This is a genomic window from Desulfovibrio biadhensis (assembly GCF_055388615.1).
In genome coordinates, this window is the sequence record NZ_AP042477.1 from 640,466 (window position 1) to 660,081 (window position 19,616).

The 19,616-nt window shown below is 54.8% G+C and carries 18 protein-coding genes and 1 tRNA gene; 14 read left to right on the top strand and 5 right to left on the bottom strand.

Annotated elements, in window-relative coordinates; all coding sequences use genetic code 11:
* Window positions 1–90: 90 nt before the first annotated feature.
* The 6 genes from ACZ5EH_RS02815 (at window position 91) to ACZ5EH_RS02840 (ending at window position 7,041) form a co-directional block, all read left to right on the top strand.
* Window positions 91–987: an anaerobic ribonucleoside-triphosphate reductase activating protein gene (locus tag ACZ5EH_RS02815; protein ID WP_464276621.1), complete on the top strand. Its 897-nt coding sequence runs from the start codon at window positions 91–93 to the stop codon at window positions 985–987.
* Window positions 890–2,878 carry a ribonucleoside triphosphate reductase gene (locus ACZ5EH_RS02820; RefSeq protein ID WP_464278253.1) on the top strand — a complete coding sequence of 663 codons (1,989 nt, stop codon included), beginning with the start codon at window positions 890–892 and terminating at the stop codon, window positions 2,876–2,878. Before ACZ5EH_RS02815 ends, ACZ5EH_RS02820 begins: the two co-directional genes overlap by 98 nt.
* Before the next feature lie 162 nt (window positions 2,879–3,040).
* Window positions 3,041–4,438 (top strand): FlgO family outer membrane protein, encoded by a 1,398-nt coding sequence (locus ACZ5EH_RS02825; RefSeq protein WP_464276622.1) that lies wholly within the window; start codon window positions 3,041–3,043, stop codon window positions 4,436–4,438.
* Window positions 4,439–4,443: 5 nt separating this feature from the next.
* Window positions 4,444–5,130, top strand: a complete 687-nt coding sequence (locus ACZ5EH_RS02830; RefSeq protein WP_464276623.1) for a M15 family metallopeptidase — start codon at window positions 4,444–4,446, stop codon at window positions 5,128–5,130.
* A gap of 345 nt (window positions 5,131–5,475) precedes the next feature.
* Window positions 5,476–5,946 (top strand): response regulator, encoded by a 471-nt coding sequence (locus ACZ5EH_RS02835; protein ID WP_464276624.1) that lies wholly within the window; start codon window positions 5,476–5,478, stop codon window positions 5,944–5,946.
* 243 nt (window positions 5,947–6,189) lie between these two features.
* Window positions 6,190–7,041, top strand: a complete 852-nt coding sequence (locus tag ACZ5EH_RS02840) for a class I SAM-dependent methyltransferase (RefSeq protein WP_464276625.1) — start codon at window positions 6,190–6,192, stop codon at window positions 7,039–7,041.
* 24 nt (window positions 7,042–7,065) lie between these two features.
* Here ACZ5EH_RS02840 and ACZ5EH_RS02845 read toward each other — a convergent pair whose 3' ends face one another.
* Window positions 7,066–7,194 carry a hypothetical protein gene (locus ACZ5EH_RS02845; RefSeq protein ID WP_464276626.1) on the bottom strand — a complete coding sequence of 43 codons (129 nt, stop codon included), beginning with the start codon at window positions 7,192–7,194 and terminating at the stop codon, window positions 7,066–7,068.
* On the opposite strand from ACZ5EH_RS02845, the gene glpX reads away from it, so the two are divergent.
* A complete protein-coding gene (gene glpX, locus ACZ5EH_RS02850) occupies window positions 7,193–8,179 on the top strand; it encodes a class II fructose-bisphosphatase (protein ID WP_464276627.1) in 987 nt (328 codons plus the stop codon). The genes ACZ5EH_RS02845 and glpX overlap by 2 nt on opposite strands.
* A 305-nt stretch (window positions 8,180–8,484) precedes the next feature.
* The gene (locus ACZ5EH_RS02855; protein ID WP_464276628.1) at window positions 8,485–8,913 is read left to right on the top strand and encodes a hypothetical protein; all 429 of its coding nucleotides are present in this window, start codon (window positions 8,485–8,487) and stop codon (window positions 8,911–8,913) included.
* 83 nt (window positions 8,914–8,996) lie between these two features.
* Here ACZ5EH_RS02855 and ACZ5EH_RS02860 read toward each other — a convergent pair whose 3' ends face one another.
* Both ACZ5EH_RS02860 and ACZ5EH_RS02865 read right to left on the bottom strand, forming a co-directional pair.
* Complete coding sequence (locus ACZ5EH_RS02860) at window positions 8,997–11,153, bottom strand: ATP-dependent helicase (protein ID WP_464276629.1); 2,157 nt, start codon at window positions 11,151–11,153, stop codon at window positions 8,997–8,999.
* On the bottom strand, window positions 11,143–12,483 hold the full coding sequence (locus tag ACZ5EH_RS02865; protein ID WP_464276630.1) for an alkaline phosphatase family protein: 1,341 nt from the start codon (window positions 12,481–12,483) through the stop codon (window positions 11,143–11,145). Before ACZ5EH_RS02865 ends, ACZ5EH_RS02860 begins: the two co-directional genes overlap by 11 nt.
* 156 nt (window positions 12,484–12,639) lie before the next feature.
* On the opposite strand from ACZ5EH_RS02865, the gene ACZ5EH_RS02870 reads away from it, so the two are divergent.
* The 6 genes from ACZ5EH_RS02870 to ACZ5EH_RS02895 all read left to right on the top strand — a co-directional run bounded on the left by ACZ5EH_RS02870 (window position 12,640) and on the right by ACZ5EH_RS02895 (window position 15,372).
* Complete coding sequence (locus ACZ5EH_RS02870) at window positions 12,640–13,014, top strand: hypothetical protein (RefSeq protein WP_464276631.1); 375 nt, start codon at window positions 12,640–12,642, stop codon at window positions 13,012–13,014.
* Between the two features lie 60 nt (window positions 13,015–13,074).
* Window positions 13,075–13,161 (top strand) — tRNA-Leu (locus ACZ5EH_RS02875).
* A 374-nt stretch (window positions 13,162–13,535) separates the two neighbouring features.
* Entirely contained in the window at window positions 13,536–14,024 is a 489-nt protein-coding gene (locus tag ACZ5EH_RS02880; protein WP_464276632.1) for a PilZ domain-containing protein, read from the top strand.
* 122 nt (window positions 14,025–14,146) lie between these two features.
* Window positions 14,147–14,593, top strand: a complete 447-nt coding sequence (locus ACZ5EH_RS02885) for a universal stress protein (protein WP_464276633.1) — start codon at window positions 14,147–14,149, stop codon at window positions 14,591–14,593.
* A gap of 166 nt (window positions 14,594–14,759) precedes the next feature.
* Window positions 14,760–15,140 (top strand): hypothetical protein, encoded by a 381-nt coding sequence (locus tag ACZ5EH_RS02890; protein WP_464276634.1) that lies wholly within the window; start codon window positions 14,760–14,762, stop codon window positions 15,138–15,140.
* Window positions 15,141–15,147: 7 nt separating this feature from the next.
* Window positions 15,148–15,372, top strand: coding sequence for a YMGG-like glycine zipper-containing protein (locus ACZ5EH_RS02895; RefSeq protein ID WP_464276635.1), 225 nt, complete (start codon window positions 15,148–15,150; stop codon window positions 15,370–15,372).
* Between the two features lie 91 nt (window positions 15,373–15,463).
* Here the strand turns inward: ACZ5EH_RS02895 and ACZ5EH_RS02900 are convergent, their stop codons facing one another.
* Both ACZ5EH_RS02900 and ACZ5EH_RS02905 read right to left on the bottom strand, forming a co-directional pair.
* Window positions 15,464–18,223, bottom strand: a complete 2,760-nt coding sequence (locus tag ACZ5EH_RS02900) for an ATP-binding protein (RefSeq protein WP_464276636.1) — start codon at window positions 18,221–18,223, stop codon at window positions 15,464–15,466.
* The gene (locus ACZ5EH_RS02905; protein WP_464276637.1) at window positions 18,223–19,515 is read right to left on the bottom strand and encodes a substrate-binding protein; all 1,293 of its coding nucleotides are present in this window, start codon (window positions 19,513–19,515) and stop codon (window positions 18,223–18,225) included. Before ACZ5EH_RS02905 ends, ACZ5EH_RS02900 begins: the two co-directional genes overlap by 1 nt.
* Window positions 19,516–19,616: the final 101 nt, after the last annotated feature.

The window sequence follows — 19,616 nt, forward strand, 5'->3', positions numbered from 1 at the left end:
TGGGATATTTTTTGGTATGAAGCTAGCCTGGGAATGTCCCTCTGCAACTCAAATTCTGACGTGGATAATGCAATACAATCGATGAGCTCAATGGAACCAAGTAAAAGCATTTATTATGATGGTCTGACGACTGGTGCGCATCAGCCAGCCAGGCCCGTGAGAGGGTGGCGCCCCTACGCCAAGGCGAAAAAGCAGCTTGAACCCGTTGATTTGAGTTTGCAAAACGCCTGGAACCGGGTGCGCGGCGTTGAGGCCTTGAGCTTTTGCGACTGGCCCGGCCATACGGCAATGGTTTTTTTCTGCGGGGGGTGCAATTTGCGTTGTCCCACCTGCCATAACGCCGAAATGGCCTGGCAGCATGAACTGCTGCCTGCAGTACCCCGCGCCAAGGCGCTTGCCATGCTGGCCGAACGCAAACGATGGCTGGACGGCATCGTGGTCACAGGCGGCGAACCCAGTGTGGTGCCGCACATCGCTGTGTTGCTGCAAGACCTGGGACGTGTAGGACTGCCTGTAAAAATGGACAGCAACGGCATGCGCCCGTCGGTATTGGCCGAACTCCTGGACGCCGGCCTGGTGGATCAGTTCTTTGTTGACGTGAAAGGCCCTTTTCGCCTTTACCCGCACCTTACTGGGCAGGCTGTGAACGAAGATAAGGCCAGAGAAAACATGGAGGAGGTTTTTGACCTTGCCCGTAGCAATCCCGGCCGCTTTGTTTTCCGCACCACACGCGTTCCAACACTTACCGATGCTGATATTGAAGAAACACGCGGCTATTTGCCGCAGGAATATTCTCTGAAAATACAACACTTTCAAGAGCCCAGGAGGACGTATGCCCAGGCTGATACGGAAACGGGACGGATGCGAGGAGACGTGGTCACTGGATCGGATTGCTCAGGCAATACTCAAAGCGCTGAACGTTTGCGGCATCAAGGATCCGATCCTGTCCAAGCGCCTGGCGCAGAAGGTCGAAATCAAGCTGCATGATGTAGATGTTCCTGAACAGGAGCAGGTCCAGGACATGGTGGAACAGGTGCTCATGGAGTCCCGCCTCTACCATGTAGCCCGGAAATACATCTTCTATAGAGAGCAGCGACGCCAGATCCGCGAGCAGAAGGCAGCCTATGTGGATGTTGCCAACACCATCGACAACTACCTGGACAAGGCAGACTGGCGTGTCAATGAAAACGCCAACATGTCCCATTCGTTCCAGGGATTGATGCTGCACCTCTCGGGCACCATCCAGGCGCGCTACGCTCTGGAAAAATATCCGTCTGAAATCCGCGAAGCTCACAACCACGGGTACTTCCATATTCATGACCTGTCCTTTGGCCTGGCCGGCTACTGCGCAGGGTGGAGCCTGCGCGACCTGCTCCTCGAAGGCTTCAACCTCGAAGGACGCTCCAGCGCCGGACCTGCCAAGCACTTCGACTCTGTCATGGGGCAAATGGTCAACTTTCTTGGCACGTTGCAAAACGAATGGGCCGGCGCCCAGGCGTTCAACAACGTGGACACCTACCTCGCGCCCTTTGTCCGCAATGACGGGCTGAGCTACAAGCAGGTGCGCCAGGCCATGCAGAAGTTCGTGTTCAATCTGAACACCACGTCGCGCTGGGGTGGGCAAAGCCCCTTCACCAACGTGACCTTCGACCTGGTGCCCCCAAAACACATCGCCACCGAAGGCGCCATCATCGGCGGCAAGATCACGGACACTCCCTACGGCGATTTCGTCGAGGAAATGGAGATGATCAACCGCGCCTTCCTCGAAGTCATGCTCGAAGGCGATTACCACAGCCGCATCTTCTCCTTTCCCATCCCGACATACAATATCACCAAGGACTTCCCCTGGGAGACCGAAATCGGTGAATTGTTGCTGAAGCTGACCAGCAAGTACGGCGCGCCCTACTTCCAGAACTTCATCAACTCGGATTTGAATCCCGAGGATGTGCGCTCCATGTGCTGCCGTTTGCAGATGGACCTGCGTGAACTGCGCAACAAGGTCGGCGGCCTGTTCGGCGCTGGCGATCTCACTGGCTCCATTGGTGTTGTTACGTTGAACCTGCCCAAGCTGGCCTACCTCTCCCAGGGAGAGGAAGACTTCCTAGACCATGTGGCCGAATACGCCTGCATGGCCAGAGACGCCCTGGAATTCAAACGCAAGCTGATCAATGACAACTTGGAACGCGGCATGTTCCCGTGGTCCCAGCGCTATCTGAAGAACGGCTTCAAGGGCCACTTCTCCACCATCGGTCTGGTGGGCGGGCACGAGGCGTGCCTGAACCTCTTGAACAAGGGCATCGAGACCGAAGCAGGCACACGGCTGATGCAGCGGGTGCTGCACCACCTCAGGGAACTGACCTCCAACTTCCAGGAAGAGACGGGGCATCTCTACAACCTCGAGGCAACCCCTGCAGAAGGCACCAGCTATCGCCTGGCCAAGATCGACAAGGGCCTTTACTCCCAGATTCAGGCTTCGGGCAACGGCACCCCTTATTACACCAACTCCACTGCCCTGCCTGTGGGCCTTACCGAAGACGTTCTTTTCGCCCTGGAGCATCAGGACAAACTGATGCCGCTTTATACGGGCGGTTCCGTCTTCCATACCTTCCTGGGTGAAGCAGTAGCCGACCCCAAGGCGCTGAAGAACTTCATCGTCAAGGCATTTTCCATGACAAAGCTGCCCTACCTTTCCATTACGCCGACCTTTTCGGTGTGCAAGGAACATGGGTATATTTGCGGCGAGAAATTCGAATGCCCCGAATGTGGCGCAGCCACAGAAGTATACACCCGCATCGTAGGCTACTACCGCCCCATTTCGCTTTGGAACAAGGGCAAACAGGCCGAATACACCGAACGCCAGACGTTCTGCTCGATGTAGATAAACGTCATACCGCGCTCACAAAAGCCCCGGTTTCATTACGCCGGGGCTTTTTCTTTTTCATTTATCGAAATCAGAACCTTGCCTAACACAGTGCCCCAAGGCATAGTGGGCTCGGCCTCATTGTCATTCACCCTTGAACAAAAAGGGAGTCATTCCGGCATGGACCGTGCTTTCCGCCTTTATTCCCCCCTGTGCATCTGCGCGCTGCTGTGCATTTCTGCGTTCTTTTTCCCTGCTGCAGCACAAGCCGACGACACAAAACCTGCAGCCGAAGCAACAGACAGCAATAGCGAAGACAACGGCCGCATGCGCATAGCTATTCTGTCCTTTGACGGCATTACCGAAGCTGCCACCAAAAACAACAAGGGCCGCATTGTTTCTGAACGGCTCACCACCGCTGCCGTCAAATCCGGCGTCTTTGACGTGGTGGAACGCCAGATGATCAAAAAGGTGCTCGACGAACTCGAATTCGGCGAATCCGGCCTTTCCGGCTCCGATGCACAGAAAATTGGTTTCATGTTGGGCGCCAAATACGTGCTTTCCGGCTCTGTTGCGGAATACGGGGGCGAGTCCAGCATAGACGCCCGTCTCGTAGACGTCAGCGACGGCACCATCCTCTTTGCGGAAAACATCATCTGCGGGCCCTCGCTTTCCGAACTGGCAAGAGCCACCAGTACGGTCATGAACAAGATTGTGGTGCTTCTGAAACCGGATGCCGCGCCTCAGGTGGCAACGCCCGCTCCAGCACCTGCTCCTGCACCTGCGCCAGCGCCGGCAAAGCCAGCAACGCAATCCAACACCTGGACCGACCCCGTGACCAACATGGAAATGGTGCGCGTCCAGGGCGGGTGCTTCACCATGGGCTGCCAACGGGGTGATTCCAACTGTGAAAAGGACGAGTACCCCCCCCATCAAGTGTGTCTGGACCCCTTCTGGGTAGGGCGCTACGAAGTCACCAATGAGCAATTCGAAAAATTCGTCCGCGATACCGGCTACGTGACCACAGCCGAACGCCAGGGCAACGCCAAGGTATACGTAGGCGCCACCTGGGGCTGGCGCGACGGCTACTCCTGGCGCAAAACCGGCACTGCCACCGGCCCCAAACATCCTGTGGTGGCAGTAAGCTGGGATGACAGCATGGCCTATGCCGCCTGGTTGTCTTCCCGCACCGGAAAACACTTTCACCTGACCACCGAAGCGCAGTGGGAATACCTCTGCCGCAAGGGAGATACAGGCGCTCCCTTGACCGATGTGGCCTGGTATCTCACGAGCATCGGCCCCGGCCTGCACCCTGTGGGCAAACGCAAGCCCAACGGACTCGGTCTCTACGACCTGCGCGGCAATGCCTGGGAGTGGATGCTGGACGCCTACGCAAGCGACTTTTACGAGATATCGGACCGCGATAATCCCGTGAATGACAATTTCAAATTGAAAAAGCGTGGCAACCGCGGCGCAGGCTTCTTCAGCAAGCCGGCCTCGGCCCGATGCGCCAACCGCGGACTGGACGACGCAGACTTCCGTGAAGCCGACCTGGGATTCCGCCTGGTCATGGAGTAGCCGCCATGGGCGTACGCCTGGCCCTTTCTGTATTCCTGATCGGGGCCATTATGGCCGCAACGGTGGCCCATGCCAGCGCCGCCGGTTCTGCCGCAAGTGAGGGCGCCCCGCCTCCTTTCAGCGGTAGCGTAGCGCCCGTGCCTGAAGATGTTGCCGCGATGATGCGGCAGCATACCTGGCGAGAAGGATGCCCAATAAGCATTGACGACCTTTCCTACCTGCGTATGAGCTATCTGGATATGTCCGGCGCGCCGCAGACAGGTGAGATGCTGGTGCATGCGTCTGTGGCGCAGGAAGTATTGGATATCTTTGCTGACATCTACGCATCTGGCTTTTACATCGAGCGCATGGAGCTTATCGAGCGCGCCCCTTATTTTGGAAGCGATCCCTTGTCCATGGCGGCTGACAACACATCGGCCTTCAATTGCCGCAAGGCCCTTGGCAGTAAAAAATATTCCAAACACAGTTGGGGGCTTGCAATTGATGTGAATCCCCTGATCAATCCCTACGTAAAGGGCGACAATGTGCAGCCGCCAGAAGGCAGGGCCTGGTTGCAACGCAAAGCCGGCACCCCAGGGCTGATCACAAAGGGGGATGCGGTCTATAAATCCTTTGTATCCCGCGGTTGGAAATGGGGCGGAGCCTGGCATACTCTGAAGGATTACCAGCATTTCGAAAAGGATCTGCAATGATACACATCCCATGCAGGCGCCGCAAAAGCATTCTGGATTACTCTGCAAATACAAAATAAAACAGTACGAAAGCCCCCCGTGGGGGGTTTCGTTTCCCGAAAAAAGTTTGTATGAATTTGGAACAAGCTCGGATGGATCATTCGAGGCATGTGAGGGTGCCTGGTTTGGTCTGAGCGTTTCTATACGTAACGTCAGGAATGCACGCCGCATTTCTGACAAGGCTTCGCAGGAGCATGATGTGTTCTCCTGTGGCTACGGGTGTATCCTGGCGATGCATCCGGCGCGTCTCCCGACGTTGGTATTCAACTGAAGACGTTGCGTATATTTCAATCATGGAGGTGTGTTGTGGGGAAGATAAAGCTGCTTATCGTTGACGACGAAAAAGATTTTGTCGAATTTCTCAAGGAGCGACTCGAGTTGCGCGGCATTACGCCCATAGTGGCGTATTCCGGCGAAGAAGCCCTTGAGATTGCACACAAAAAACAAGTCGACGCCGCCATTGTAGACTTGAAAATGCCCGGCATCGACGGTCTGGTGACCATCACCAAACTCAAGGAACTGCAGCCCAAGGTAAAGACCGTGCTGTTGACCGGATTTGGCGATGACAAGGTCAAGCAAGCCACGGAAGCCCTTGAATCAGAGTATTACGACAAGGGCGAAATGGAAAAATTCTGGGATTTCATCAAGCATTTGCCCAAAAAGCTGGAAAGCTCCATGGCGACTGCGGGCATGGCTTCTTACGGCGACCTCAACGAAGCCCAGGAAATGGCCAAGCACATCGACGATGAGGATGAGGACGAAGTCCCCAAAAAATGACTCGTTCTCTCGGAGTTCATTGAGCAACCAAGCCCCTGCAGCATGCTGTAGGGGCTTTTTCATTTGCAGCCTCTTTACTTCAGCCCCTGATGCGTTTAGGGGTACAGCCATCATGTATTAGCCGCCTTTGCCCTTAACGGGGCCCCTTCATCTCTTTCAAGGCCTGGCGTCCCTCATGCCGAGGATCAGACGCTTCTTTACGTATGCCCTTCTTCCGCCCGCAAGGGATTAAAGGCTATTACCATGATATCTTTCCACCTTTCCGACATTATATCCAACACCGTTGAAGACCAGCCCCTTTGGACTTGTGGCTATAAAATCCCCTGGGACAATCCTGCGTTCAGTAAACGTATGCTCCGCGAGCACCTGACGCAGGAGCACGACATGGCCAGTCGTAAACGAGAGCGCATAGCGCTGCAGGCTGACTGGCTGCATGAATCCTTTCTTGCCCACGGCAAAAAACGCATCCTGGACCTTGGCTGCGGCCCGGGGCTGTATGCTCCCTATCTTGTGGCGCATGGGCACCATTATCTGGGGATTGACTTCTCGCCCGCCTCCATTGCCCATGCACAAGAACATTTTGCCTCCCCCAGCTGCTGCTTTGTGCTTGGTGATCTGCAGCACACGTCTTTTGAAAAGGGGCATGATCTGGTGATGTTTCTGTACGGTGAATTGAACGTGTTTCCAGAGGCAGCAGCGCGGCGCATCCTTTCAAGAGCATGGGACGCATTAAAACCAGGGGGCGTTCTGCTGCTGGAAGCACACACCAGGGAAGCTGTAGCGGCACTTGGCAGCGGCGCATCCTGGTCCGCCGCAGCATCAGGACTGTTTGGCGACGCTCCTCACTTGTGCCTGGTCAAAAACCAGTGGTTTGCCGCGCAAGAAACAGCGCGGCAGTTTTTCTACATCATAGACGCGGCAAGCGGTAACGTGCAGATCATGTGCTCCACGACAAAAGCCTATACCGGAGCAGGCTATGTGCAGTTGCTCAAAACCGCCGGATTTACGGGAGTTGCCCTTGAGCCCACATGGCCGGGAGGACGGGATGAGTTCCTGACCATTACAGCTCGCAAACCAGTACAGCAGGAAAAATGAACGTCTCTTCCGCCTGGGGTGGAGTCAGAACGCTTGCCCCAACAGGCCGGGATTGCTACTGTCCGCCCAGCCGAACAGGCAATACAACAATCCTTCAGTCTGCGCCCCTTGCAAGGTGGGCTCCACTGAAGAACTTGCAGGAGTCACAACCATGAAACAAGCTCCGGATCGCAACCTCGCCCTGGACCTCGTACGCGTTACCGAAGCCGCCGCCCTGGCCTCTTCCCGCTGGCTGGGCAAAGGGGAGCGCAAAAAAGGCGACGCCGCTGCCGTGGACGCCATGCGCATCAGCTTCAACATCATCGACATCGAAGGCGTTGTTGTCATAGGCGAGGGCGAAAAGGACAAAGCGCCCATGCTCTTCAATGGCGAACATCTGGGCACGGCCAAAGGGCCGGAAATGGACGTTGCCGTTGATCCCGTAGAAGGCACCAACCTTCTCGCCCTGGGGCGCCCCAACGCCATAGCCGTTGTCGCCCTGGCGCCACGGGGCACCATGTACAACCCCGGGCCGGCTTTTTACATGAAAAAGCTGGTGGTTCCCCCTGAGGCCAAATACCGTGTGGATATAAAGGCCCCCGTGGCCCATAACCTGAAGCGCGTGGCCCAGGCCCTGGGCAAGGATGTGGACGACCTGGTGGTCTTCGTGCTGGACAAGCCCCGCCACGAAGGACTCATCGAGGAAATTCGCGCAACGGGCGCACGCATCCAACTGCATACAGACGGTGACGTCGCTGGCGCGCTTATGGCCGTTATGCCCGACTCGGAAGTGGACGTCATGATGGGCACGGGGGGCACTCCGGAAGGTGTTCTGGCTGCCTGCGCCATCCGTGCTATTGGCGGCGAGATGCAGGGCATGCTCGACCCCCAGACCGAAGAGGAGCGCAAAAACCTCGAGGAAGCCGGCTACAACCTGGCGCGCGTGCTCACCACGGATGACCTTGTCACCAGTGATGACGTGTTCTTTGCCGCCACGGGCATCTCCGGCGGCACCTTCTTGCGAGGTGTGGAATTCACAGGCAACGGCGCGCGGACAACCTCCATGGTTATCCGTGGCCGCACAGGCACCATCCGCCGCATCGAATCCCTGCACTCCTTTACCAAGCTTATGAACGTCAGCGTCATAGATTACGCCTAAAAAGCAAAGGCGCCGTGTGGGGTATCCCTGAAGGAATCTCCCGCACGGCGCCTTTTCCCCTGAATTTCTCTTTTCGCCAGCCTTTTCCCCCGATCAGACTGCACTCTCCACTTTCGCAGAGCACAATAGCCAAGCCCTCTTTTTTCAGCCCAATATGTCGTATTTTCTCAAATATATATTGCTCGGTGCGGGAATAGCCACTATTATGGTCTATAATTGTTGTATACGAGGCTTTTTTCAGCCCTATTACTAAGTTTGCGAATGAAAGACGTCATTTCACAAGTGTATCAAACTCTGGAGATTGCATGCCCAGCCAGATGACCCCAGACCGATTGCTTCATGAAACCGAAAAGTTTGGAAAGAAAATTTGGCGTACGCATTGCAAATGTCTGGCAGAACTCATTGTTACCTCATACATAGTCCTGTACTGGACTATTGAATCTGCCTACCTTCCAATTTCCATAGGGGCTGCCGTTTTCATCCCTGCGCTCATCTGTAGTTTCGCTTGGCTTTATTGGATTTATTCCTCCGGCTCCAGGGCGCACTCCAAAATATCGCAAGAGATGCAATACGGAGCAGAGACACCGGAAAATGATGTGATATTAGAGAACTACAACAAAACCCTCTACTACTCATTATTACAGGGCAAGTCTGAACGGTTGATCGACACACTCGTGGTTGTACAGTTCATTACCGTTCTGTTGCTGCAGCTATATGCGGTGTCCATACAATAGGGAAGCCCGCCAAGGCGCACCAGTCATCGGTTCATGCACAGGGCGTGTTTGCCCATCTGGCATCTCCCATGGCGACTAAAGGACTATTTCTCCAGCTCCAGATACTCTTCAATGATCACCTTGAGCCCGAAGCCCGGGAAGTTCACGCGGTACTTGTTGGGCGGGATGCGCGAGACGATCTTGCCCCGGCCAAAGATTTTGTGATTGCAGAAGGGCAAAGCCTCGGGGTTCTGTACCGGCTTTGGCCGCTCGGGTTCTGGTGCGTCATCAGGAGCGTAGCTCGGGGCTGGCCGCTCCATATATTCCGGCCGGGGGGCGACACGCTGCGCGCCTAAACGCCCCTCATGGATTTCCTCGAAATACGAAGGGGATATTTCTCGCAGAAAAGGACTGATGCTGGCCTGCTCACTGAAGTCCGCCCCCCTCTTATACAACGCGCGGGGGGCAAAGAGCATCAGGCGCTCCTTGGCCCGGGTGCACGCCACATACAACAACCGGCGCTCCTCTTCAAAGTCGTCCACACTATTCATGGCATGGCGCGAGGGAAAGCGCTCCTCAACCAGATCAATCACCAGCACGGCTTTCCACTCCAACCCTTTCGCCTGGTGGATGGTGGAAAGCGTTACCGCGTTTTCACGCTCCCGCTGGTCCGGCTGCTCAAGGCTCAAATCCCCGAGAAAGCTGTCCAGATCATCATAGGTCGTGGCGATCTGCGCCAGTTCCTCCAACCCCTTGCGTCTACGGGGGTGGTCATCGGCGTACAGCATTTCAAGGGCAGGCGTGTAATACTCTATAACTTCCTCCACCAGGGCTGCTGGCCGCGCATTGCGCGTGCGTTGCTCGTGCAAAAAGTCCAGCATGCGCCGCAGCTCCGGGTGGCGTTTCAGGGGCGTCTCCAGCTTTTTCTTGTCGCCGGAGAGAAAAGCATCATGCACTTTGAGCGCCGTTTTCTGCCCCACCCCTTTTACATGGCTGGCTATGCGTTGCCAGGCCACACGGTCGCCCGGATTGCGAACGCAGCGCAAATAGCTAAGCACATCCTTGATATGGGCGGCTTCTGAGAACCGCATGCCCCCGAACTTCTGAAAGCTTATCCCCATTTTGGAGAGTTGCGTCTCGATGTGGAAGGACTGGTAGCCCGCGCGGAAGAGCACAGCCACCTCATCTGGCGAGTAGCGCCGCAGCATCTCTAGAATTTTGTCCAACACCAGTTTGGCCTGGGTTCTATCAGACAAGGGGCGTATGAGCTCAGGCTTGTCCCCTCCTGTAAACTCGGAAAAAAGATGCTTGCGGAACTGCGCCTGGGAGTTGGAAAGAATCTCGTTGGTCAAATCCAGAACCGGCTGCCGCGAACGGTAGTTCTGTTCCAGCTTGACGACTTTTGCCCCTTCAAAAATTTTGGGGAACTCAAGGATGTTGCGCACATCCGCCCCACGAAAGGCATAAATGGACTGGGCGTCGTCGCCAACTGCCATCACACGCCCCGTCGGGGGGCACAAGTGGCGGACAAGACGCGCCTGCACCAGGTTTGTGTCCTGGTACTCGTCGATCATTATATGCTCGAACATGTTACGATAATATTCTTTGACTTCAGGCTGTTCCTGAAGCAGCACTTCGAATTGAAAGAGCAGGTCGTCGTAGTCCAGCAGGTTGTGCCGCCGTTTATAGTCGCGATACCCCTTGTCCAGCTTCAAAAAATCTTCGGTATAGGCGGAAAGGTGAAAACTCTCGCGCGCCAGCACATCGGCCACGTCCAGTTCCTTGTTCCGCGCCTTGCTCAAATTCTCGACAATGGTTCCGGCCTTGGGATAGGAGCGGTCGCCCTTGCCCAACCCCAGATCACCCTTCACTTCTTTGAGCACGCTTTCGGCATCGGGGCGGTCCATGATGGTAAAATCACCAGCATAGCCCGGTGGCGGCGTGCGCCGCAACACCCTGTAGGCAAAGGAATGGAACGTGCCGCCACGCACATTTCCCAGGCCTGCCGCTGCCAGAACCGGATCATCCTGCCCCAGCAATCGACCTGCGCGCATGAGCATTTCTTGTGAGGCCTTGCGTGTGAATGTCAGCAGCAGGATGGATTCCGGACGGACGCCGTTTTCCACCAGATAGGCCAGACGGTAAACAATGGTGCGTGTCTTGCCGCTGCCTGCGCCGGCGATGACCAGCAAGGGGCCGTTCGTACTGCGCACCGCCTCCCACTGGGCTTCGTTCAATTCCTTTTCGTAATCAATGGGCATGGCTTATTATGATCTTTGCCGGGGATTCCGGCTGTTGTATGTCGAAATGTTTGAGTATCAGACGCCCCACATCGCGCATGCGCTCAGGCTGCGCGCCTTGGGAATCATAAAAAAACGCACCTTCCGGCCTGTGTGTGCCCCGCCTGCCAAAGCGGCCGAAAAGCTCGCTCCGGTCAAACTTTGCCTTGAGATCAAAACCGGGCGCAGGCGTAAAAATCAAGTCCGGCAGCTGCAAGGAATCGGGGGCGCCCGGGTAGAGCTCCCCCCCTGTGCGTACGCTTTGCATCACTGCCCGTCCTTCATGCCTTAGGGACATGAGCCCCTCGCGAATATGGGCCAATGTGCTCTCGCGCGCAGCTGGTGAAAATACGCGCCCCCTGCCAAATCTTTGGTCATGCAAAAACACCCGCCCCGGATCGAGGGCGAAGGCTTTTGTTTCCGGCAGGATGGCGGATGCGTCCAGCTCGTGGGCGCTGGTGTTGCAATGCAACAGCCCTTGCCCCTTGAGCCAGACATTCAGGTCCAGCTCCTGCTCCAACTCACCAAAGCCATGGTCAGCCAGAACCAGCAACCGCTTGGGTTCGGGCAAGGCCTCGTAACGGTCCAGCAGGTCGCCAATGGCCGCGTCCCACATGGCCATGAATTCCAGGCAAGGGCGATGCAGCATATCGTCAGCGCTGGTTAACGCCGGAAAGTGAAAGTGGAAAAGCCGGTCTGTTTCCGTGAGCACGAACACCAGGACATCCCAGGCCAGATCACCCCAAAAGAGTTCCAAAGCCTTACGCCGGCCAGCAAGAGTTGTGCGCAACTCGGCCAGCAGGAAATCGGGATCATGGCGCCCCTTGTCCGTATCAGCCTCTATCCTGTACCCCATGGATGCGAGCTGTCCTGCCAAAAATGGCGGGAACACGGCTCTTGAGAGCTCCGGGGCCACAAAACCGGCCACCATCATTCCCCTTATGGGGCGCGCCGGATACATGTTCGGCAGGTTCAATACCCTGCTCACAAGCCCCTGTTCGCCAAGACGCTCAAAAATGGTGGGGGTGCGCAGCCAAGTGGTGTCGGCAATCTGTATGGCGTAGCTCGCCGGATCAAGGCGTGTGAAGCCCAAAACGCCATGCTCTTCCGGACCACACCCCGTGGCAAAAGAGCTCCAGTTGACGGGGGAAAGCTCCGGCAATTCAGCCTGGACGCTGGTCGCCTCCGGCAGCACGCGGGTAAGGTTGGGAAACAATTCAGGATACTGCGCACACAATTGCTGCGCAAGCTCCAGGGGCAGACCATCTACCCCTAAAATCACAAGCCGGGTTCGTTCGTCCTGCATCAGCATGGGGCGGACTGTAGCAGCAGCGGCAAAGATAGGCCAGCCCGTGACAATGGCAAACCCTGATCAGCCCGAATCAAAAAGGAGCGTTGACGCCGCTGACCCACTAAAGGTACAAGTCCGTGGCGCGCGCAAACCCCATCTGCGCGGCAGGACGATGACATGGGCAGGTATGAATGCGAGGTGTTCGGGCTGATCAATTACAGCCCTGATCTTTCTTACGATGCGCTGTATGCCGAAGAGGAGCGTCTGCTTGTTGAACTGCAGGACATCCTGGACGGTTTGGAGGCAGTGCATCTGGATTTTTGGGGGTCAGGCGACGCGTTGCAGTTCCAATGCGCGCTGCCCGAGTTCGATGCCCCGCTACTACGCAGCTTGTGTGACGAAATAACGGCGTTGTTGAAACGCAAACTGCACGGCAAACTGGCGGGCCGCCTCCTCGCCCTGGATAAACACCTAAGCCGGGTTCATATTTTTTACCTGTACCCCGGCCGCTGGAGCGAACAAGGGCAGGACATCACCACCCCGGATGCGTAAGATTCCGGGTAATGTGCCCCCCCGCTGTACAGATGTAGTTGACCAAGCCCACCCAATCATGCCCGGGTGGCGGAACAGGCAGACGCAAGGGACTTAAAATCCCTCGGCCGCAAGGCTGTACGGGTTCGATTCCCGTCCCGGGCACCATTCAAAAATATCAAGTGACCGTCTCCAGAACAAGGACACTCCAGAATATCTGCTAGCAATGCCAAACATATCCTATCTTTCTGGCTGTTCTTCAGTATTCCTTTGTGAAACAGGAACAACTTTCACAGTATTTTTGCACCATCTTTGGATGGAGTTGCAGCACCCCCCGCAACACTTTGGAATCGGGTTACTTCAGGCTGATTATCGCGTTCTATTGTCGCTTGATCCTTGGGAAAAGAATCAAAAATTCTTTATACATATCCCCCATGCAACTTGACTTTTCTTAATTTTTCCATGTATAAATTCATGCATGATCTATAATCATACTACAATGGTCGTGCAAAATGCGAATACGGTGCCCCAATTGCAGCACTATGGGTAATCTTCCGGGCGATTCCGTCAGGAAAAAAGCCCACTGTCCCCATTGCAATACATATTTCATTGTAACAGAGGGGCTTCTTGATCAAGGGGTGGAGCGTCGGAAAAGCCGTCGCGTAGCGGCAACAGGCATTTATTGTTATTTTGGATTCATGCTTGGCGGTGCAGAGGTTGCGGACATCAGCAAAACAGGCCTGCGCATAGGCATCCCGGATGCTGATGTTGACTTCAAAATCGGCGACACTGCCAACATCACCCTGCATATTACCAAAGATTTCATTCTGGAAGAACTACCGGTAGAAATACTGCGAACCAAAGACGGAGCATTGGGGTGCCGCTTTCTCTCCATATCCAAAGAAACCCTCTCCACCCTTGAATCTTTGGTGCACGCCCTCGCTTTTTCCGAAAAACTCGATGAAGCAGACCAGGTGACCCTTGAGATGGACGAAAAGACCATCGAGCTCAAGGCCAAGGGCTATCTCTGAGCATACCCGCACCTTGCCTTTCCCTCCGATATAGAGGCTGGACATACTGGCCTTGCGGTGGCAATCTGCCACACAATGTAAAAATTCCTTCTTTCTATACCAGCACTTTGGAGGTGCCTTTCATGGAAATCAAGCGGATACTGTGGCCTACTGACTTGTCGGATGTTGCTTCGCAGGCATTGCCCTACGTTACTTCCCTGGCAGAGAAATACAACGCCAAAGTCATAGTGCTTCACGTCATGGAAGAAGTGACTCGTTTCGAACGGCTCGCCAATTCGCTCAATTACAGCGAAGCCCAGAATATGCGGGAGCATTTGTGGGGCGAATCCACCAGATCTCTTGAATCATTGTGTGAGATTCTGGAAGACAAGTGCCCTCTTTTTCAAAGGCAAGTGGTAGAGGGCGACCCTGGAGAACAGATTCTTGACTACATCGAAAAACAAGAAATCGACCTTGTCATAATGGCTACGCATGGCCGCACCGGAATAAGCCGTTTTAACTATGGCAGTGTGGCGGATCGCGTGGTCCACCATGCGCCCATCCCGGTTCTGACGGTGCGGGCAAAATAATCAAGCCACTTTTATATGACGTTGCCCATTGCGCAACGTTGTCAGGCCAATTTCATAAAGGTGATTTTTGTGCGGCAGCAACACCTCTCCCTCTTTGGAACCGGACACTCCAAAGCCGGGAGAGCGTTGTACCGCCACAATATCTTCCTTTAAAAAAGGAGCGCCTATGAAACGGATCAGCATTTTAAGCCTTGCCATTCTTGCCGCCCTGCTGCTTATGGGGCAGGCAACGATCGCAAGCGCCTCTCACAAGCTACCAATCGTCACGGGCAAGCACTGGCAATCCTCTACGCAGGATGAAAAACGCGCTTTTCTTCTGGGCTTCGCCACCGCCATCAAGCTGGAGCATGAAGTCCGGGGGGAGGAATGCAAGCAGGAGTGCAAATCGCTGGTGCGTTCATGGGTTAAGGGATTGAGCCCATACGCGCTGACGGAAATCATCCAAGGTTTGGACAACTGGTATGCGGAGAATCCTGACGAATTGGACACTCCAGTCATCAAAACAATGTGGATAATATATGTAGATCCTTCATTTGCAAAGAAGTGAGGAAGCCATGAAAAAAGTCATCGCAACCATCCTCATCGTTGGCACGTTGGCAGCACCGGCCTGTACGAATATGACGCCCCAGCAACAGGGCACGCTTTCTGGCGCCGCCATAGGCGCAGGCGTTGGCGCCGGCATTTCCGCCATTTCAGGTGGCAATGCAGGGGTAGGCGCTGCCATAGGCGGCGGTCTGGGCGCACTCGGTGGATATTTGTCCGGCAGGCAGCAACGCTAGAATCAGCACAAAAGCAACTGACACGGCACCGTCCCCTGGCGCACGACCTGGGGATGGTGCCGTCACTTTGCGTACGCACAAAATTTCCAGTTTATAGCACAACCACCTGGACCCCCCCAGCCCTGGCGAGGGCCTGCACTTCGGGGGTATCTTCTATTTGGCGGGGCACACAAACAATCCCTGTAAAGCCAGTCTCCATACGCGCACCAATTTCCGACAGCGAACAAAAGTAGCAATTTCCCTGCCCGTCACACACATATGGAATACCGGCGCGCCATTGCGGATGTTGTTCCAAAAAATCTAGGTCTGGCAGTGGCTTCTCATCTCCAAGAAGGAGCGTTTGGACAGTGGTCAAGAGCATTTTTTCATCTATGGGCTTGGGGATCACGGCATTGCTGTCTGTATGATCGTCCGCGTCCCTGTCCGCCAGAGCTGAAACAAGTATTACCGGTATATCTTTGAAACGGGGGTCTGATCGCAAGCGCTGGATGGCCTGACTGCCAGGCATGCCAGGCAGCATCAGGTCCATGGTGATGAGGTCTGGCGCCCCTGTTTGCAACCAGCGCAAGGCGGTCTCCCCATCTGGTGCGGTGGCGACGCGGTAGCCGGCATCCTCAAACAAATTCTGCAATAGTGTCTGAATATGTTGGTCGTCATCCACCACCAGAATAAGGGGAACCTCCTCCTTCCTGCGAGGGATGCCCCCTGCATCGTCACTACCTGAGGTGAGTTTTTCAACATCTTCAAGATCTCTGCGCAAAGGAATCTCAAAGACCACTTCGCACCCCTTATCAGGGGCGGATTCAGCCCAGATCAACCCGTTGTAATGCTCTATTATGTTACGGCAAATGGCCAACCCCAACCCGGTGCCAGGCGTTTTCTTCTGGCTGATTTCCTTTTCCGAGACCTGATGAAACTTGTCGAACACCTTGCAAAGCTCGCTGACCTGTATCCCCTGCCCCGTGTCTTTGATACGGCATTGCAGGGCATCGCCATCGTGACAGGCAAACAAGAGAACTTCACCTGCATCCGTAAATTTGAGGGCGTTGTTCATCAGGTTGATAATCACTTGTGTCAAACGATCCCTGTCTACATACAGCGGTGGCATGTCGGGCGTGATCTCATACCTGATATTCACCCCTTCCTTTAAGCGAATGTGCCCCTGCAATACGTCCAGGCAATCCATGACCAATTCATGAAAATCAATCAGTGAATCGCTCCAGTCCAGGCGGCCGGCTTCGATTTTGGCCAGATCAAGAAAATCATTGATGAGCCGGGCCAGGCGTTCTCCTTCTGTAACGATGATCCCCAGATTCGTCTGAATGCGCTTGGGGAACTTCGGTCCGGCATGGTCTTCCATGGCGCAGATTTCTTCCAGCTTGTTGAAATCCCGCTTAATCATCTTGGCAAACCCCAGAATAGACGTCAGTGGCGTCCGCAGCTCATGCGAGACCGAAGAGACGAAACTTGTCTTGAGTTCATCCAGTTCTTCCAGCCTTACGTTGACCTCTTGCAGCTTGTGCGCCTTGCGCTCCAGAGCCTTGGTACGCAGCAGCACCTTACGCTCAAGATTCAAATTCAGGTCTTCCAGTTCCTTGCGGCGCCGTTCATCCCGCTGCCTGAGGCCTTTTATACGTTTGATCATCGCGTTGAAATACCAGCAAAGCTGCCCTATCTCGCCGCTGGCATTTTCATTGACAGCGACATCAAGGTCTCCATGGCTTACACGCTGGCAAACCCGTGTGAGGGCATTGATCGGCCTGAGCTGGCTGCGCAGGATAAAAACCAGGGCAAGCCCCAGCAATAAAATCGAACCCAGGGCCGGAAAAAAGATACGCGCCATGAACCTGGGCAAGGGGGCCTCAAGTTCCGACTTATAGACGGTAACTCCCACCACCCAACCAGTTGTGGGTTCAACGGTACTCCAGGTTATTTTATCATAGATATAATTGCCTGCGTCGTCGGGCCTGTCCCACTTGTAATTGTAACTGTTCTCCCCCCATGGCTGCTCCGCAGTTTCACGCAGCACATCGCACATGAAACGATTGCTCCCCTGCAAGTGCAATTCCGCAAAATTTCCCTCATACATGGTGGGGTGGGCAACCATTCTGCAATCTTCTGCAAATACGTACACATAGACAGATTTTGCCACCACTATTTCATTGATACGCGCTCGCAATTCATTCAGCGTCATGCGTTGCTTTTCTTGCAACGCCTGAGTGGCCTGCCCATAATCCCTTGCCGCAAAAAAGGTCAGGTTCCAGAGAGGTTCATATCGTGCGGCAACCAGAACAGCGTTTTGGCGCCCATCGGGAACATACAACGAAAAGGAGTCCTCTGCGGGTCTCCCTCTGGCGGAAGCGTCCAGATCACGCAGCACATGTGCCTTTTCCAGTTCCTCGAAGACGCCGTTGCCTACAATGCGTATCGCCCCAGTAGCATCTTCCACGGCAATGGCCGGCGTCATTGAGACAGCAAGGGCTTCTAGTCGGCGAAAACCTCGTTCTTTTGCTTGAGCATCCAGTAAAGAACCGGTGGCGTAGGTTTCAATGAATCCGGATGCAAAATCCAATGACTCGCGCAGGGATTGCTTGCTCGCCTCCAACACCTTATTTCTATCTTCTGCCAGTTGCACGCTTGTGCGCCCGATAAGGTCCACAGCGCTTCGCAGAACAGTGTAGGCGTTATCCTCGCTGATTGAGTAAACCAGATCTCTGCCGATGATTTTTGACACGACAACAGCGCCGGCTGCCGTCAACAGGGAGAGAACAGCCGTGGCGAGCACCAGCCGCCAAAGTGCGGTGTTTGGCAACAAGCGGGAAAAGTACCTGCGCACCTTGCCAGCGCTCATCACTGGCCTCCGTCGTCGAGTGGTTCCAGGTAGGGCGGCAGCCCCGCTTTCTTGCGACGCGCACGCCACTGATCAGGGGGCAGCACAAGCTGCTCGCCCTCTTTGTGCAGTATGATGCTGAAGTAATCCTGTCTCATGGGGTCGGCCAAAACAGTTTTCTGGCCGTTTCCCTGGACCATATAGACGGTTTGCACGTTTTGATGATCCAGCGCGCGCCATGTCTGCCGCCCTTTAAGTAATGCAAAGGAGTGCCCTTCCAGGGCTTTGACCACGGCGGCAGGCGCAAAACTCCCGGCCCGCTCAACAGCGCTTTTGTATTGATATACTATGGTATAGGCGCTGGCGCCCGAGGTACTGGGGTAGCGGCGGTAGCGGGCCGTGAAGGCCTCCACAAACTCCTGCCCCCGTTTATGGTTAAAAAGATAGGGCACTCTCCACGTCCAGGGGAGGGTTCCCACAACGCCCTCCATGGCTCTGGCGGAACTGCGTTCTGCCATCCCCAGAGTCAGGTTGGGCACCACTATCTGCATGCGCTCTTTGAGCCCCATTTTATCTGCCTGCTGCAGCGCATAGGCCAGGTCTTTGCCAAAAAGCACCATCACAAGCACATCTGGAGAATCGGCCCCCACTTTTTGCAAGGCTTGCGTAAAATCTGTATTGCCCAGTGGCACCAGCTCACCGGGATGTTTTTCTTTATCCTGCGTAGCGGTAACACGCCGCAGACTGTCTTCTGTGCTCCACCCCCAAATGTAGTCCGCAGTGATATAATGATAGCGCTTTCCCGGAAAATGCTCTTTAAGCCATTCGGCCATGAGCATTGCCGCCATCCAGGAGTCGTTGCACTCCCTGAAGGCGTACCTGTGGCCGTCTTCGACAGTTGTTTCCGAGGAGTATGTAAGGGTTCCAAAAAACGGAATTTTTCTTTTCTGACAGACATCTGAGGCAGTGACTGCAACTGCGGATGACGAACCGCCAAAGATCATTGAGCAGCCAGCATCAATAAGGCGGTTTACATTAAGACGCGTTACGAGAACATCTGAAGCCGAATCACGGGGCACAAGCAACAATTGCTTCCCAAGTATGCCCCCTGCCCTGTTGATTTCATCCACAGCCAGGCGGGCAGCCCTGATCTGGTCCAGCCCTTCTACGGAGTACGGTCCGGTAAGAGGATAATTGATTCCGAGTTTTACAGATGCTGCACAGCACAAAGACGCCGGTAAAAATAAAAATACCGGCAAGAGCAATATTACGCAGAGACCCCATAGCCTTGCTGCTGCCTGCATAACTCTCATGCCTACACATCTCCCCTCAGTACATATAATCACAATGTCATGGAATTTGCAACTTATTTTCCCATCTCCCTTGGAAACTTCTACCTTTAGTTAATTAATTA